This is a genomic window from Flavobacterium sp. (genome assembly GCF_027484205.1).
Classification (GTDB): domain Bacteria; phylum Bacteroidota; class Bacteroidia; order Flavobacteriales; family Flavobacteriaceae; genus Flavobacterium.
On sequence record NZ_JAIXUB010000015.1, the window covers coordinates 462,157 to 478,443 of the forward strand.

Below are 16,287 nucleotides of genomic sequence, written 5' to 3' on the forward strand. Positions count from 1 at the left end.
GTAAACATGAGAAATTTAAACGTTTTAATCGCATTATTTTTTGTCAGTTGGTCTTTTGCGCAAGAGACAGAAACAAGTTCAACTAAAGAAAAACCAAAATTTTACTTTACTTATGGTATCAATGCACAAGTTCAAGATGAGCTTAATATTGATAAAAAACTCCAAAATGCAGGTTTGCCAACAGTTAAAAGTTTTACACCGGAATTGTTTGTTGGGATGACTTTTTTTGATAAAAAGTTTTCAGGAGATTTAGATTTTGGATTTTTGAATTCTAAAAATGATCGTGGAAGTAATGAAAACAGGTACATTGGTTTTACAACAAGATTGCGCGTGCATTATAACGTAATTAATAAAACAAAAGTTGCTTTGACAACTGGATTAAATTTGTCAAATACCATAGGAGAACTTATACTTTTTACAAAAAATAATTCGATTGATCTTAATGATTTAACTCCTATAAATAACGTTGGCAATCTTTCTATTAAAAATAATATGTTTTATGCTGGTCCATCGGCATCGTTATATTTATTTAATGATAAATCAACAAAATTACGTCTGAATGTTGGTTATGAGTTTGCCTTCACAAACGGTAAATGGAAATCTGATTATGCTGATGTAGATAATACAGTAAAGGAACAAGGTAATAATCGATTTGTTTTTGGATTTACAATATTGTAGTTTTTTGTAACATTTTTCATTTTTTACGTATAAGTAAGAAACAAATACAATGAAAAAACACGAAGTACATATTCTAAAGAAATCAGCTGGTTTTGGTGGAATGAAAGAAGAATTAGCTAAAGAAGTAGAACATTTTCTTGATGAAAAAGTGAATCAAGGATATGAAATTGTCAATATTTCTTTCACTTATTATGAAGCAAGTGAGTTAATCGCTTTTATAACTATTTGCAGATAGAAATTGACAATCTGTCATTATAAATATTTGGCGTACAATTTGATATTCATTTTATAACTTTAATTTTAAAAATATAATTATGGGATTTTCATATATGATAATTATTGGTGTAATCGCACTATTTAGTTGGATGGTAAGTTCTAAACTTAAAAGCAAATTCGAACAATACTCAAAAATCAGTTTACGAAACGGAATGTCAGGTGCAGAAATTGCTGAAAAAATGCTTGCTGATAATGGGATTAGAGATGTAAAAGTGATTTCAACTCCAGGACAATTAACAGATCATTACAATCCAGTTAATAAAACAGTTAATTTAAGTGAAGCAGTTTACAATCAAAGAAATGCTGCTGCGGCTGCGGTTGCTGCTCACGAATGTGGTCATGCGGTGCAACATGCTCAAGCGTATTCTTGGTTGACTATGCGTTCGCAAATGGTTCCTGTTGTAAACATTTCATCAAGTTTATCGCAATGGTTAATTATGGGTGGATTGATTCTTGGAATTGCTTCAAAAGGAACTTCTATCGGACTTTATGTTGCAGTAGCAGGTTTGATTTTAATGGCAATTGCAACAGCATTTAGTTTTATAACTTTACCTGTAGAATATGACGCGAGTAATAGAGCTTTAGCTTGGTTGAAAAATAAAAACATGCTTGGTCAAGAAGAATACGCTGGCGCAGAAGATGCTTTAAAATGGGCAGCAAGAACTTATGTAGTTGCGGCACTTGGAGCTTTAGCATCACTATTGTATTGGGCTTTTCAAGTTTTAGGTAGAAGAGAATAAGCTTAGATTAAATAAAATATAAAGGATTTTAAGACAACTGTTTTAAAGTCCTTTTTTTTATTTTTGTCACACAGAGCGCAGTCGAAGTGGCATCTTCCATCTTCACACTATTGCTTCAAATTTGTTAAAAAAGTAACTATTGAAAACCAAGCAACGGTATGAATTAGCAAACATTTGAAGTAGCTTTTATCGGAATTAAAATGTTTATAAATTTGAACGCAAGCATAAGCGAAAGCAATTGGTACAAGCAAAAACATCATCAATTTTCCAAAGTTTGGTGTTTTAGCATCACCAGGAAAAAGTAAGTAAAACAGATAACTTATTGCAATATAAACAACATAAAAAACTATAGTCAGGGTTTCTTTTGAAAATTTGTTGAGGTTCATATTTTTGTTTTTTTGTCACACTGAGCTTGTCGAAGTGCTATAATTGTATTTGTCTTTCTATTTGTTGTTCTAATGAAATAAAAGTTTCTGTTCGAGAAACACCATCAATGGGTTGGATTTTTTTATTCAAAAGTTGCATTAAATGTTCGTTATCTCTACAGATAATTTTGATTAAAATACTCCAATTTCCTGTGGTATAATGACATTCTAAAACTTCAGGAATTTTTTTTAATTCTTTTACAGCTTCAGCATTGGAAGCCGCTTTTTCTAGGTAAACACCAATAAAAGCCATGGTTTTATAACCCAATACTTTGTTGTTTACAATAAATTTAGAACCCGAAATCACACCAGCATCTTCTAATTTTTTCAATCGTTGGTGAATTGCTGCTCCTGAAATTCCAATTTTATTTGCGATTTGCAGTATAGGTTTTCGAGCATCTTCCATTAAGAAACGAAGAATTTCTTTATCGATTCCGTCAATTTCAATTTGAAGCTGATTGATTTTCATTAGTTATAATTTTAAAGCAAAAATAGAGATTTTGTTTTAAAACTAAATATAATTTAAACAGAAACGACTAATTTATCAGGATTATATCCAATGTAAGGCATAACCGTTTCTTTGAAAATCACTCCAAATTCTTCTAATTCTTTCAAAATAGGTTCGTAAACTTCTTTTCTAATTGGTAATTGAACTCCAGGTGTTTTTATGTTTCCGTTTAAGATTTGTAATGTCGCCATTGCTACAGGTAAACCAACAGTTTTAGCCATGGCAGTGTAGGTTTGATCGTCTCCAATGCAAACCATTTTAGAGTCAATTTGTTGTTGTTTTCCATCCAATTCGTAACCAAATTTATGGTACATTACAATCATGTCTTTATCATTAGGTTGTAAAGTCCAACTGTCATTTAAAATGCGTTCAAGAATTTGTGCAGGAGAAGCATTTTTTAGACCTACAATTTTATTTGGGTTGAATAAATCCAATTCTAATAATTTATCCCACATGATGTCATCTTGCTCAATATTTAAAGCCAAACGCATTTTAATTTCAACAGAATCCGTTGGATGATAAGGTAAAAATGAATTGGTAAACTCACGGAAACTCATCGTTTCAGAATTTTCCATTACGTAAGTATCATCGGTCATTCCTAGTTGGACAAACATATTCCAAGCTTTAGAAAAACCAACTCTTCTAATGGTTCCACGATATAAAGTTAACACATCGTCTAATCCATAAACGCTTCTGTATTTTAGAGAATCTCTGTTGGCATAACCTTCAAATTTTCCGTAACCTTCAACTAATAAAAACTCAGTTCTACGAAACAATTTATTATACGGAATGTATTTGTATTTTCCTTCTTGAATGAATTTTGCAGCGCCACCTTGACCTGCTAAAACTACGTTTCTTGGTGCCCAAGTGAATTTGTAATTCCAAAGATTATTGTCGCTTTCTGGAGCAACTAATCCGCCACAGAACGATTCGAACAAAATCATTTTTCCACCTTTTTCACGAATTTCATCAATAACTTTCATAGCACTCATGTGATCAATTCCTGGGTCAAGCCCAATTTCATTCATGAAAATTAATCCGTTTTCTTTTGCAGCAGCATCTAAACCTTGCATAGCATCAGAAACATAAGAAGCGGTAACCATGTGTTTTTTGAAAGTAATACAATCTTTAGCAACTTCAATATGCATGTGAGCTGGCAACATCGAAATTACAATATCCGCTTTTTGAATTTCTGCATGACGTTGAGTTTCATTGTTGATGTCAAGCTGAATTGCTGTTGCATTAGGATGGTTGTTAGTTTTTCTTTGAGCCAATTCTAAAGATAAATCACCAATAGTAATATGAAGATTTTGTTCAACAGATTTGTTTAAAAGGTATTGAATTAAAGAAGAAGCCGAACGACCTGCGCCAATGATTAGTATGTTTCTCATGGTTTGTTTGTAATTGGATGCAAAGCTAAACAAATTCCAAATAGCAAAAAACAAATAGCAAAAATCAAATAGCAAAAAACAAATCCCAAATAAATTCCAAAAATCAAATTTGAAAATTTCAAATGCTCAGGTTTTGAAAATTGAATTTTTGAAAATTGAATTTTATTTGGGATTTGTTATTTTGTTCCGAAGCATCGGAATTGAAATTTCTCCTTTTATTCCAAACCTTCAAGATCTTTTATTGCTTCTTTATTCTCATTTATTTTTTTCTGTTCAAATTGTTGATCTTTTTCAACTTCGTCTTTTATTAAATATGTTTTTCCCAAAACAAAAATGGCACATATATATGCGATGGCAAATAACCATTTGGTAAGCTTTCTTTGATTTGTATCTGACTTTTTAAAAGTAAGAAATATTAAAACTAATGCAATTCCAATAGGTAAAAGAGCTAAAGTATCTAAAGGTAATATTGAGAAAATTACACTCAATACAACAAATATAAATGATAAAATTAATAATGTCTTCCTCATGTTTATGATGAATTTGTTTCAGTAATTATATACCAGTTGCTGATGCTAAAACTAATTGACCAGTTCCAACAGGAATGCTAAATTTCATCAGCGCAGGAACTTTTTTAGAATCGGCTGTGAGCCAAATTAAGTTTTTGTCTGTTCCTTTTAAAACATTTGTTTTTGCTCCAATGGAAAGTTTGTAACATACTTTTTCACCAAGATTTCCTGCATTTACTTTTTCATTTCCCATATATTTCAAGGTTACAGGAATTTGTTTTTCATCAAAAACTATAGTAAATGATTTTGTGTCACCTGATTTCATTTTAGAAAAATCTAAAGTTCTAACTTTATATAAAAGAGAAACTACATCTTGAGTTGATCCACCAATTGTAAATGTTTTTGAGGTTTCTGCTTGATTTCTTTTTTTTACAACACTTGTAACTTGTGTTCCTTTAAAAGTATATTTTTCTTTTTTGGTATAACCACCTTCATCAATACTTCGTTTGTACAAACTTGGTTTTAAAGTAGATGGATTTACATAGGATTCATAAATATCACGAATTTTGAAAAACTTGTCCCACTTACTAAATGTAGCTAACTCACAATTCAAATGTAAATACGTGTTTTTTGCGGTGCTAACAGTTTCTGTTGACATAGTTACTTGAGCTAATTGTGTCATTAATCCACTCATGTTATAAGAACCAGAATAAACTAATTTTTCCCCAGATGGAACAACAACTACCTTGGTTTCTGTTGTAAAAGAGCAGAAAATTAAAAGAGTCGCAATGATAAATGTTATTTTTTTCATGTCTTAAGTTTATGATGCAAATATAAAATTTTAAAATTGTTAAAATCTAAAGGAAAACATAAAAATCCTTTACGGTTCAATATATAACTGATATTTTTGTTTAAAATTATATACAATCATAATTATGGATAAAAAAATATTTGGAGCAGCAAGTTTTTTTGGAATGACAGCTATAATTCTTGGAGCTTTTGGAGCACATGCTTTGAAAAAAGTTTTAACGGTTGATCAATTAGTAACATTTGAAACAGGAGTAAAGTATCAAATGTATCATGCTTTATTTTTACTCTTTTTAGGATTGAATAATCATTTGAATTATAAAATCAAAAAAACCATTTTAATATTGACTATTTTAGGAATAATTTTCTTTTCAGGTTCTATTTATTTATTGGCTACAGATAGTTTGAATGACTTTAATTTTAAGATAATTGGTTTTATTACACCTATAGGAGGATTACTGTTAATAGTATCATGGGCTATTTTAATGATACATTTTTTAAAGAAAAAATCATAAATTTTTAATAAACTACAACGTTGTAATAATTAATTTTTACCTTTGCAGTCAATTTAATAATTGCAACACAATACAATTTTATGGAGAATACTGCCCAATCTACGAAATCGATTTCGCTAGAACAATATGGAATCAAAAATGTCCAAGAAATTATATACAATCCATCTTTTGAATTTTTATATAATGAAGAATTAAGTCCAAGTTTACAAGGTTTTGAAAAAGGCCAACTTACAGAACTTGGTGCTGTGAATGTAATGACTGGAGAGTTTACTGGTCGTTCACCTAAAGATAAATACATAGTTAAAGACGCTATAACTGAAAATACAATTTGGTGGAATTCTGAAAAAGCAGTAAATGATAACAAACCAATTTCTCAAACAACTTGGAATGCTTTAAAAGAAACAACGGTAAATCAGCTTTCTGGGAAAAGATTATTTGTGGTTGATGCTTTTTGTGGCGCTAATGAAAATACTCGTTTAAAAGTACGTTTCATAATGGAAGTTGCTTGGCAAGCACATTTTGTAAAAAATATGTTCATTCGTCCAACAGATGCTGAATTAGAAAATTTTGGCGAACCCGATTTTATTGTAATGAATGGTTCAAAAACTAGTTTCAAAGATTATGCTTCACATGGATTAAATTCTGAAGTTTATGTAGCTTTCAATCTAACGGAGAAAATTCAATTAATTGGCGGAACTTGGTATGGTGGTGAAATGAAAAAAGGGTTATTCTCTATGATGAACTACTATTTGCCGTTACAAGGAATTGCTTCAATGCACTGTTCTGCAAATAAAGGAAAAGATGGTGATGTAGCTGTTTTCTTTGGATTGTCTGGAACAGGAAAAACAACTTTATCTACAGATCCAAAACGTGAATTAATTGGTGATGACGAACACGGTTGGGATAACGATGGTGTATTTAATTTTGAAGGTGGATGTTATGCAAAAACCATTGATTTAAGTGCTGAAAACGAGCCAGATATTTTTGGAGCTATCAAAAAAGATGCTTTGTTAGAAAACGTAACTGTTGATGCAAACGGAAAAATTGATTTTAAAGATGGTTCTGTAACTCAAAACACACGTGTTTCTTATCCAATTAATCATATTCATAATATAGTAAAACCAGTGTCTAAAGCGGGTCATGCTACAAAGGTTATTTTCTTAACGGCAGATGCTTTTGGAGTAATGCCACCGGTTTCTAAACTAACACCAGAACAAACAAAATATTACTTTTTATCAGGTTTTACAGCTAAATTAGCAGGAACTGAAAGAGGAGTTACTGAACCACAACCAACTTTCTCAGCTTGTTTTGGAAAAGCATTTTTATCATTACATCCTACAAAATATGGCGAGGAATTAGTGAAAAAAATGGAGCAACATAACGCAACAGCTTATATGGTAAATACAGGTTGGAACGGAACAGGAAAACGTATTTCTATAAAAGATACACGAGCTATAATTGATGCTATTCTTGATGGTTCAATTGAAAAAGCGGATACAAAAACAATTCCAGTATTTAATTTTGTGGTTCCAACATCGTTACATGATGTGAATTCTTCAATTTTAGATCCAAGAGATACTTACGCTGATGTTTCTGAATGGGAAACTAAAGCAACCGATTTAGCGGAAAGATTTATTAAAAACTTCATCCAATATACGGATAACGCAGAAGGACAGAATCTAGTTAATGCTGGTCCACAATTATAAAACAACAAACAAACTATAACCTAAACAAACGAAAAAATCCAACAGCAATGTTGGATTTTTTATTTTTTAAAATTTTAAATTAATCTTCATCTAAAATTAATTCTTTGAAATCTATTTCATTAAATGTTTTTGGATCTTTAATGCTAATTCGAGCCATGTTAGTTGAGTCGCTTCTTGAGAAAAGAAAAGTTTTAACAAAATTATTTTTAACTCCTTCAGGGTATTTACTGTATTCTGTAAATAGAGAATCGATGTCATCAATTCTATTTTTTGTATCTTCACAATAAATCATCATGTTGTAAAGCTTATAATAATTTTCAAAAGACTTTTTCAATGTATCTTCAAACCATTTTTGATTTAATTTATTATCTTTGATAATACTTGCAACTTCAGTTTTATATTCTAAAAGATTTTTTTCTTTTTTAGATACTAATGATTCAAGGTCGAGAACAATAATTTTAATGTCGTTTTTTGAATATATGGTTTTATTAATTTTCTCTAAAACACGATCAACTTCTATTATTGTTTCTGCCTCTTTTGAAATAGTGAAAAAGCGTACTTTGCCATTTATTGAACTTAATTTTTTAGATTTTTTATTTTGTTCAAAAGTTATCCAAAACTCTCTGTTGGCTTGAGTTAAAAAATATTCAGGTGTAATTTTTTGATTGTTCACGTCAGTTGCAAAAGCATTAATGAGTTCGCATCTATTTTTATCACTTGGGAAATTTACAACTCTCAGCTTTACAGTTTGTTGGATAACATCACTTGTATCCATGTCAGTTCTATCGTATTCAATTTTTACTTCTTGACTTTGTGCAAGAAAAGCAGTTAGTATAAAAAGGATTATAAGCTTAATTGGAGTTTTTTTCATGGATTCAAATTAAAATGATATCATTTTAAACTATTTATTTCCCCATTTTTTGCCACATATTTTCATATCCTAAATTTATTTCTGGATACACTTTTTTTACAAACTCTAAAACCTTATTTCTATCAATTTCAGAAGCTTCAAATAAAGATGGGAAAGCATCTATCTCTTCTTTAAATAAGCTCGTTTTTGATCCTTTTTCTTCAAAAGCATAAGAGTAGTTGTTCATCATGTATTTAGTTCTCTCTCTTACAACGTAAAATTTCCCCATTTTACTTAAATCAATACTTTCGGATTTGTTGAATATCTTTCCTGATTCATTTTTATTGAAAAAAACTATTGTTTTTCCATCAGATTCAACTATAAGTTTTACTTGATTGCTTGTGAAATAAGTAAATAATTTTGAACCAATAAAGATGGCACCAAAAACAAAAATTGACCCTATTATACCTGTCCACCAAGAAAAACCGTCTCTTATTAAATTTGCACCAAAACTAATAACCCCAAAGGTGCAAAATAGACCTGCTAAGATGTATAAAATGAGTTTGTTATTTCTTTTTACTAATGTTATTTCTAAATTTTCCATAATTTTATTTTTAAGGATTGAGTTAACTTATTTTCCCTTTATTTAATTTTATACTTTTAAAAAATCCCAAACTCAAAAGTGGGTTTATAATTCTATTTTATATATTAAATATATTAATAGAAATAATAAATCCAATTACACCAGCGATTAGCCATGCTGCTTTGTGACTTTTCGGTGCCTCATTAATCCAAACTTTCGGATCTTTTGTTTTGTTTTTACTTTCTGTTGTTGTAATATCTCCTCCAGGGAAAAATAGCATGGCAAGTCCAATTAAAGTAAAAACTGGAGCAGCTAGAAAAAATTTCACAACAGATCCAGTTGTTTCCATCATTCCATATCCAATATATGTAAATATTCCTCCCGCAACTAAGGCAAGAAACCCGAATAATCTTCCTAATTTCATATTTATTTAGTTTTAATTATAATTATTTTATTGATTAATAAGTTTTTAAAAAATCCCAAACTCAAAAGCAGGTTTGGGATTTTAAAATTATTGTTTTATGCTTTTTATAAATGTTTGCATATTAGTATCAATAGCTTGTGCGGTTTCAGTACCTCTTCCAATTTCATTGCAAATCATTAATATTAAATCTGGGTTTGTAGGATGGTTAAGGATATAAATTCTGAATTGCCCAACATCTTTATGGATTTTTCCATCTTGTCTTCCTATGTTGTATAGACTAGATTGAAATGTGTATCCTTTCATATTTCCAAATTCTACTTTTTCATATAAACTCATCAAATCTTTAGATTTTACGTCTTTGGTTATAACATAATCTACATTTTGTATTTGTTCATCTCGAAAAAGTACACAGATATGATACCAAGGTAAATTATATTTTTTGAAATCATATTCATGGATTTTTTTTACTTTATCGTTATTTGAATGATAGGTAACTCTATGAATGAAATCTTTAGCTAATTCATCAACCGTCAAACCTGAGTGTGAAGATTTTTCGAAGGCATAAATTTTATAAGTTTCTTGATTTTTATTTATTTGATAGCCTACCTCTGTATCACTCTTGTCTGTGCTTCCTGTCTGGCTCGTATTAATATCTTCCTTTATATTAGTTTTATCAATACTTAAATCAAGATATGGTAAATATAGATTTTTTGATTCCCATATGGGTACATTAAAGTAGATAGGTTCTAATAATTGTACTTGCGGACCATATTCTCTATATCCTGTTTCTTGAACTACATAAAATCCTACTTTTAATTGTATTGTTTTTTGATCTTCACTACCATTAGCTCCATTTAAAATCCAATCTAAAGTGTTTCCTCTTTGTGGAAAATCTCCTTCTCCAAATACTTTAAACTTTTTTTGAGCGGAAGTTTTTAAGAAATCTTCAATTGCGATATAACCTTCTTTTTGCAAAAACCATTGTTGTATTGACTTCTTTTTAGCATCGAGAAGGTCAACATATAAAACACTTGCGCCCGAAATAATAGTAATTTTTTTAGGGTTTTTATAGCTTATCTGAAGTGATGCTAAATCTTTTTTTGAAATTGTAGCGCCAGACTTTACTTCCTTGCCATTAATAAAAGCAGATAATTGTGCTTGAGAAAAAGCAAAGGAAAGTAACGAAACTACTAATAGTAAACGATTAATTTTCATAGGTAAATATTGAATATTGAATTTTGATTCTTAAGATTAATTAAGATATTGCTTGCGATTTTTTCAAATATAATTTGTAACTCATAAAAGCGCAACCTGATGCTATAAGTAAACCAACTAATGCTATTGTTGCAATTGATTTAGGATTTGCACCAGAGAATGTTCCAGCTTCAATGTCTGGAGTAATAATCCAAAGAAGAATTGCTAAACCAGCAACTAATAGACTTAATTTTGTTACAAGCTCTTTTTTCATAAAAGCAAAAATTACCATAACAAATGCAAGTAATGATAAAACCATACCTACAATTCCAGCACTAGAAACTTTCCATTTTGCAGGAGCTTTTTCTAAAATCTCTAAATTTTCTTTAATTTGAGGATCTTCAATTTTAGTAATATCTACGCCTTCTTTCTTTAAATCGTCAATTTCTTTTTGTATCTTTTCTAAAAGACTGTAATCAAGACCTTCTGTGCGTGAATCGATGTTTACCTTAAGTAAACCTGCACAACCTCCGCCTACTAAAAAGGCTAATACCATAAAAATTAAAGCTACTACTCTCATAAATTTGTTTATTTAAATTAAAAAATTGGTTACTAAAAAAAGATTAAAATTAAGATTTGTGAAACGAAATTAAATTTTGTGAAACGTTTAATCTTTACTTTTAAATTTTAATCGATTTACAAACATACACTTTTTTATTTTGTATCAAAATAAAGAGTGAATTAATTAAAAATCAAAAATATATAAAATAGAAAAATGTATTTCAATCAATGAACATTCGTTAAGGATTAATGGAAATTCGATTGTTTTTTAATGAAATTCGTTCTTGGCAAGACATTTAGGCGCTTTAAACACAAATAAAAAATCCCAAGTTTTTTAAAACTTGGGATTTAATAATTTATTCCTTTTATAATTTTTGTAGCATTAGTATTCTACAACTTCGATAGAAGTTACTTTTCCATTTTCCCAATACGATGTTACTTTTGAAGTACCACCTAAAACATCAGTAATTTTAAAAACATATTTTTTTCCATCTTCGGTAAAGTAACTAACTTCTGCTTTATTACTCATAATATTACTTGCAATGATTTGTCCTTCTTGTTTAGCAATATCAAAAACATTTTTACCATCTTTAACAAAAGGAGCAAAACCTTGTAACAAACCAATTGCTTTTGTTGTAGTGTATGAATCAACCACTTTTTGTACTTCTTCCGTAACAGAAGATTTACTTTTTGTAGCAACAGGTTTTAAAACAGTATATTCTGTATCAGAAGGAGTTGAAATTATAATTTTATCAATAGTTGCATTTTCATCTACTAAATAGTAATTATCTTCAAATCCAGTGTCAACATCATGCGTGTAATCATAAAGGTTTTCTTCTGCTTTTAGTTCGTTTTCACCTATAAATGCTTTTAGGAAAATCATTTCTTTATTAGGGTTTTTAACTTCAAAGTAAACGTATTTTTTGCCTTTTGGAGCCATTTGTATCGCTTCATCTTTGTCAGCACGTAAGACTTTTGTCTCTTCTAATTTTAAAATGGTAATAGGATTTGCATCTATTTTAAATTCTTTTCCTATTTCTACAGTTACATTATCTTCTCCGCAAGAAGTAAAAATAAGCATTAAGGAAAAAAGTGAAATTAAAAAAACGGATTGTTTTTTCATAATTTAATGATTTTTAATTAATTAATTTTTTGTTTTTTTAAAAAAATTCTTTCTTTTAGAAAGATATATGATGCGAATGTATATAAAAAAAACATCAGTTTAGAATAAATGAACATTCGTATAGTAATGTCGGTTATTCGTTACGTTATGAAGGAAATTCGTTTTAGTATTTATAAATTATTGATTGTCTAACAAAGTTAAAAACTCTTCTTTTTTACGAACCGAAAGCGGAATTGTTGCTTTGTTTTTCATCACTATTGTATTTCCTCCATCAGTTTTGATAAAATGATCAAAATAAGCCATGTTGATTAGATGTGATTGATGGGTTCTAAAGAAATTAAATGGTGTCAGTAACGACTCATATTCTTTAAGATTTGTTGATACAACTAGCTTAGGAGCATTTATAAAATTAAAAGTAGTATAATTTTTTTCTGATTCGCAATTTACAATGTCTTGAATATTAACAGAATATATTTTTTCTGCTGTTTTTAAGATTAGTTTTTGAAGATTTTTTGGACGTTCAAGATTGGCAAATAAATTATTGAGCTTCATGTCAAATACTTCTTTACTCATCGAATCTTCAGCTTTTTTAACAGCTTCAATTAATTCATTTGAATCTAAAGGTTTAAGTAAATAATCAATCGCAGAAAAACGAAATGCTTTTATAGCAAAATCTTCAAAGCCTGTAATGAAAATAACTTTAAAATTAAACGGTTTAAGTTTTTGAAGCAAATCAAATCCTGTACCATCTGGCATCTCAACATCAAGAAACACAACGTCAGGTGATAGTTGTTTTATGATTTTAATTCCTGATTCAACAGAGTCAGCTTGACCAATAATATAAATATTTGGACAACTAGATTTAATTAAAGCACTATTTTTTTTTCTAATAGTTTCAATATCATCAATAACAATGGCTCTCAACATAAATATTTATTTTTCGTAAATGTAAGGTATTTCAAAAACAACTTGGGCGCCAACTACATTCATGTTTTTATCCATGATGTTATTGGTTTTCATTTCAAAATTCTGATTTTTTGTATAGTAAACTAATCGTTCTTTTGTAATTGTCATGGCTAACGATTTATGATTAGTTGTGTTTTTATTTTGGTCAAAACCTTTTCCGTTATCAGCAACTTCGAAAAATAATTTTGTGTCTTTTAAGTAAAAATTAATTGTAATAACGCCTTTATCCGATGTTGAACTTAAACCATGTTTAATTGCGTTTTCAATAAAAGGTTGAGTTAACATTGGCGGTAATAAAATAGATTCAGTTTCAATAGATTTTTCTACCGAAATGGTGTAATCAAATTTTCCATTATATAAAAGTTGTTGTAACGCTATATAATTTTCAATCATTTCAACTTCTTCTTCTAAAGTGATGTAGTTTTCGTTAGAGTTTTCAAGTATTTGACGGGTTAACTTTGAAAATTTTGTCAAATAACTAATGGCGTCTTTATCTTGGTTATTGTAAATTAAACCTTGGATATTATCGATAGAATTAAATATAAAATGCGGATTCATTTGGGTTACAAGCAATTTTTGCTCTAATAATAATTGTTGGTTTTGCATTTTTACTTTACGTATTTTTAGTAAAGCAATTACAAAACCTAAAAGAACAAATAAACCTAAAAGAACAACAATTAACCATTTTGTTCTTTGTTGCGATGCTTCTAATTTTGTATCGATTGTTTTTACCGCTTTTTTCAAGGTATTTACACTTTTATTAGCAGAGTTTAGCGTGTCTTTATAAGCGTACTTGTATTTTATTTGAGAAATACTATCAAAATTTTCTATATTGAAAATACTATCATTTAATTTTTTGTGAATTAATCGATTCTCATAGGCTAATTTATAATTCTTGTTTTCATAGTTTAATTCAGAAATTAATAGCGATAAATCTCTTTGGAATTCAATATGGTTTAATTCTTTCGCAATTTCCATAGCTTGATTTGCATAATTTAATGCTTTATCATATTCTTTTTTTGCTTGATAGACTTTTCCTATTTTTAAATAACAATAAGTTAAGTCTCTTTTAAGATTAAGTTGCTTATTAATATTTATTGCTCTTTCAAAACAATCAAGGGCTACGTCATATTTTTTGTTTAATAATTCAACGGTTCCAATATTCGCTAAACAATTTGAAATGCTATTTTTGTCTTTTATTTCTGTACTGATTACCAATGCTTTTTTAAATAGTTCCATCGCTTTAGCTTCGCCATTGTGATTCATATAAACCGTTCCAATGTTAATCAAACTCGCCAAAATTGATTTTGGGTTTTTCAATTTTTCATTAATGGCTAATGATCTTTTGTAATATTCTAAAGCCTCTTTGTCTTTGTCTAATGAAACATATAAATTCCCAATATTCTCAAGATTTGTTGCAATTCCTACTTGATCGCCTAATTTTTCTTTAATTTCTAAAGATTTGTTATAATTTTCTAATGCTAGAGTAAATTTTCCTTGATGTTTAAGCAAATTACCTATAGCTAATAAGTCACTTGCGACACCATTTTTATTATTTAATTTTTCATTGATTTGTAAAGCTTTTTTATGACATTTCAAACTTTCGTCATAGTTACCTTGTTTTGAGTAAATAACTCCCATTGCGGCAAGAGTTTTTGTAGTTCTGTTTAAATCGCCAGTTTCTTCACAAATTGATATCGTTTCTTTAAAGTATTTTAACGCTTTGTCATATTCTCCCAAAAAAAAGTTTGACCGACCAAAATTGAATGATGAGTTTGCTATTCCTTTTTTATCTTTTAGCTCTTTGTAAAGGTCTAATGATTTTTGAAAATAATGTAGTGCGTTTGTATATTCCGCTTTATTTAATAGAGTATTTCCTGAAAAGAGAAGGCTGTAGGCTTTGCCTTTTTTATAATTTAATTCACTTGATAAAGTTTCGGAATCTTTAAGAATTGTTAATGCTTTTTCAGTATCAGTAATATAAATTTTAGTAGCTAAAGAATTCAGAAGATTGACTCTAACAGTGTCTCTTTTAGTATAATTATTTAAAACATTTTGTAAACTATCTATTGTTTTTTCTTGGGCAAATGAACTTGATATTATAATAAAAAATAATAGAGAATATAATAATTTTGACATGTGAAATGTTTTATTGTTGCAAAATTTAAAAAGCAAAAATAGGTAAATAAAAAATGATTTTTTTGCAAACAAAAATCCCAAACTCTTTTGGAATTTGGGATTTTGAATATTTTAAAATCTGAATTTTATTTTCCTTTATTAGCTTCGGCTACATATTTTTCTAATGCCATAGTCATGGAAGGAGTTTCAGGTGTTGGAGCAAGAATATCAATTCTTAAACCATGTTCTAAAGCTTCTTTTTGAGTAGTACTTCCAAAAACAGCAATTCTAGTATTATTTTGTTTGAAATCAGGGAAATTTTTAAATAATGATTTAATTCCAGTTGGACTGAAAAACGCTAAAACATCATAGTAAACATCAGCTAAATCAGACAAATCACTCATTACAGTTTTGTAGAAAACAGCTTGAGTCCAATTGATTTTTAAATTATTTAAAGTTATTGGAGCATCAGCATTCAACTGATCTGAAGCTGGAAGTAAAAACTTCTCTTCTTTATATTTTTTAAACAAAGATGTCATGTCAGCAAAGTCTTTTTGACCAACATAAATTTTACGTTTTCTGTAAACAACATACTTCTGCAAATAGAAAGCAATGGCTTCCGATTGACAAAAATATCGTAAATCTTCAGGAACTTTATAACGCATTTCTTCAGCAACTCTAAAAAAATGATCCACAGCATTTCTGCTGGTTAGAATGATTGCTGTAAAATTATTTAAGTCAATTTTTTGTGCTCTAATGTCTTTTGCACTAACGCCTTCTACATGAATAAAAGAACGAAAATCAATTTTTACCTTGTGCTTTTGTTGTAAATCAAAATAAGGCGAATTCTCCACTTTTGGCTCTGGCTGTGACACCAAAATCGTTCTCACTTTCAAATTTGACATATGTAAAC

At 29.0% G+C, this 16,287-nt stretch carries 19 protein-coding genes; 5 read left to right on the forward strand and 14 right to left on the reverse strand.

The features are described from left to right. Positions 1–6: 6 nt before the first annotated feature. The 3 genes from Q0049_RS08160 (at position 7) to Q0049_RS08170 (ending at position 1,694) form a co-directional block, all read left to right on the forward strand. Positions 7–678 carry a hypothetical protein gene (locus tag Q0049_RS08160; protein ID WP_298118498.1) on the forward strand — a complete coding sequence of 224 codons (672 nt, stop codon included), beginning with the start codon at positions 7–9 and terminating at the stop codon, positions 676–678. Positions 679–727: 49 nt separating this feature from the next. Further along, positions 728–913 carry a hypothetical protein gene (locus tag Q0049_RS08165; protein WP_298118502.1) on the forward strand — a complete coding sequence of 62 codons (186 nt, stop codon included), beginning with the start codon at positions 728–730 and terminating at the stop codon, positions 911–913. Between the two features lie 79 nt (positions 914–992). Further along, positions 993–1,694, forward strand: a complete 702-nt coding sequence (locus Q0049_RS08170; RefSeq protein WP_298118505.1) for a zinc metallopeptidase — start codon at positions 993–995, stop codon at positions 1,692–1,694. A 107-nt stretch (positions 1,695–1,801) separates the two neighbouring features. Here Q0049_RS08170 and Q0049_RS08175 read toward each other — a convergent pair whose 3' ends face one another. The 5 genes from Q0049_RS08175 to Q0049_RS08195 form a co-directional block, all read right to left on the reverse strand. Next, positions 1,802–2,080, reverse strand: a complete 279-nt coding sequence (locus Q0049_RS08175; RefSeq protein WP_298118508.1) for a hypothetical protein — start codon at positions 2,078–2,080, stop codon at positions 1,802–1,804. A gap of 37 nt (positions 2,081–2,117) precedes the next feature. Next, positions 2,118–2,588, reverse strand: coding sequence for an Lrp/AsnC ligand binding domain-containing protein (locus tag Q0049_RS08180; RefSeq protein WP_298118511.1), 471 nt, complete (start codon positions 2,586–2,588; stop codon positions 2,118–2,120). 53 nt (positions 2,589–2,641) lie between these two features. After that, positions 2,642–4,018, reverse strand: coding sequence for a saccharopine dehydrogenase C-terminal domain-containing protein (locus Q0049_RS08185; protein WP_298118514.1), 1,377 nt, complete (start codon positions 4,016–4,018; stop codon positions 2,642–2,644). Between the two features lie 215 nt (positions 4,019–4,233). Then, positions 4,234–4,548: a hypothetical protein gene (locus tag Q0049_RS08190; protein ID WP_298118517.1), complete on the reverse strand. Its 315-nt coding sequence runs from the start codon at positions 4,546–4,548 to the stop codon at positions 4,234–4,236. A 25-nt stretch (positions 4,549–4,573) separates the two neighbouring features. Continuing rightward, the gene (locus Q0049_RS08195) at positions 4,574–5,338 is read right to left on the reverse strand and encodes a DUF3108 domain-containing protein (protein ID WP_298118519.1); all 765 of its coding nucleotides are present in this window, start codon (positions 5,336–5,338) and stop codon (positions 4,574–4,576) included. A gap of 124 nt (positions 5,339–5,462) precedes the next feature. Here Q0049_RS08195 and Q0049_RS08200 point away from each other — a divergent pair, with 124 nt between their 5' ends. Continuing rightward, positions 5,463–5,849: a DUF423 domain-containing protein gene (locus Q0049_RS08200; RefSeq protein ID WP_298118521.1), complete on the forward strand. Its 387-nt coding sequence runs from the start codon at positions 5,463–5,465 to the stop codon at positions 5,847–5,849. An 80-nt stretch (positions 5,850–5,929) separates the two neighbouring features. Then, positions 5,930–7,555 (forward strand): phosphoenolpyruvate carboxykinase (ATP), encoded by a 1,626-nt coding sequence (pckA, locus tag Q0049_RS08205; protein WP_298118523.1) that lies wholly within the window; start codon positions 5,930–5,932, stop codon positions 7,553–7,555. 79 nt (positions 7,556–7,634) lie between these two features. On the opposite strand, the gene Q0049_RS08210 is transcribed toward pckA, so the two are convergent. The 9 genes from Q0049_RS08210 to Q0049_RS08250 form a co-directional block, all read right to left on the reverse strand. Then, entirely contained in the window at positions 7,635–8,426 is a 792-nt protein-coding gene (locus Q0049_RS08210; RefSeq protein WP_298118526.1) for a hypothetical protein, read from the reverse strand. A gap of 34 nt (positions 8,427–8,460) precedes the next feature. Further along, a complete protein-coding gene (locus Q0049_RS08215) occupies positions 8,461–9,009 on the reverse strand; it encodes a hypothetical protein (protein ID WP_298118528.1) in 549 nt (182 codons plus the stop codon). Between the two features lie 97 nt (positions 9,010–9,106). Then, positions 9,107–9,412 carry a hypothetical protein gene (locus Q0049_RS08220; protein WP_298118531.1) on the reverse strand — a complete coding sequence of 102 codons (306 nt, stop codon included), beginning with the start codon at positions 9,410–9,412 and terminating at the stop codon, positions 9,107–9,109. Between the two features lie 87 nt (positions 9,413–9,499). Beyond that, positions 9,500–10,627: a hypothetical protein gene (locus Q0049_RS08225; protein WP_298118533.1), complete on the reverse strand. Its 1,128-nt coding sequence runs from the start codon at positions 10,625–10,627 to the stop codon at positions 9,500–9,502. Positions 10,628–10,667: 40 nt separating this feature from the next. Further along, positions 10,668–11,186, reverse strand: a complete 519-nt coding sequence (locus tag Q0049_RS08230) for a hypothetical protein (RefSeq protein WP_298118539.1) — start codon at positions 11,184–11,186, stop codon at positions 10,668–10,670. A gap of 363 nt (positions 11,187–11,549) precedes the next feature. Beyond that, positions 11,550–12,290 carry a hypothetical protein gene (locus Q0049_RS08235; RefSeq protein WP_298118542.1) on the reverse strand — a complete coding sequence of 247 codons (741 nt, stop codon included), beginning with the start codon at positions 12,288–12,290 and terminating at the stop codon, positions 11,550–11,552. A gap of 177 nt (positions 12,291–12,467) precedes the next feature. Further along, positions 12,468–13,217, reverse strand: coding sequence for a LytTR family DNA-binding domain-containing protein (locus Q0049_RS08240; RefSeq protein ID WP_298118544.1), 750 nt, complete (start codon positions 13,215–13,217; stop codon positions 12,468–12,470). 6 nt (positions 13,218–13,223) lie between these two features. Continuing rightward, the gene (locus Q0049_RS08245) at positions 13,224–15,395 is read right to left on the reverse strand and encodes a tetratricopeptide repeat protein (RefSeq protein ID WP_298118547.1); all 2,172 of its coding nucleotides are present in this window, start codon (positions 15,393–15,395) and stop codon (positions 13,224–13,226) included. 125 nt (positions 15,396–15,520) lie between these two features. After that, complete coding sequence (locus Q0049_RS08250; protein WP_298118801.1) at positions 15,521–16,270, reverse strand: uroporphyrinogen-III synthase; 750 nt, start codon at positions 16,268–16,270, stop codon at positions 15,521–15,523. Positions 16,271–16,287: the final 17 nt, after the last annotated feature.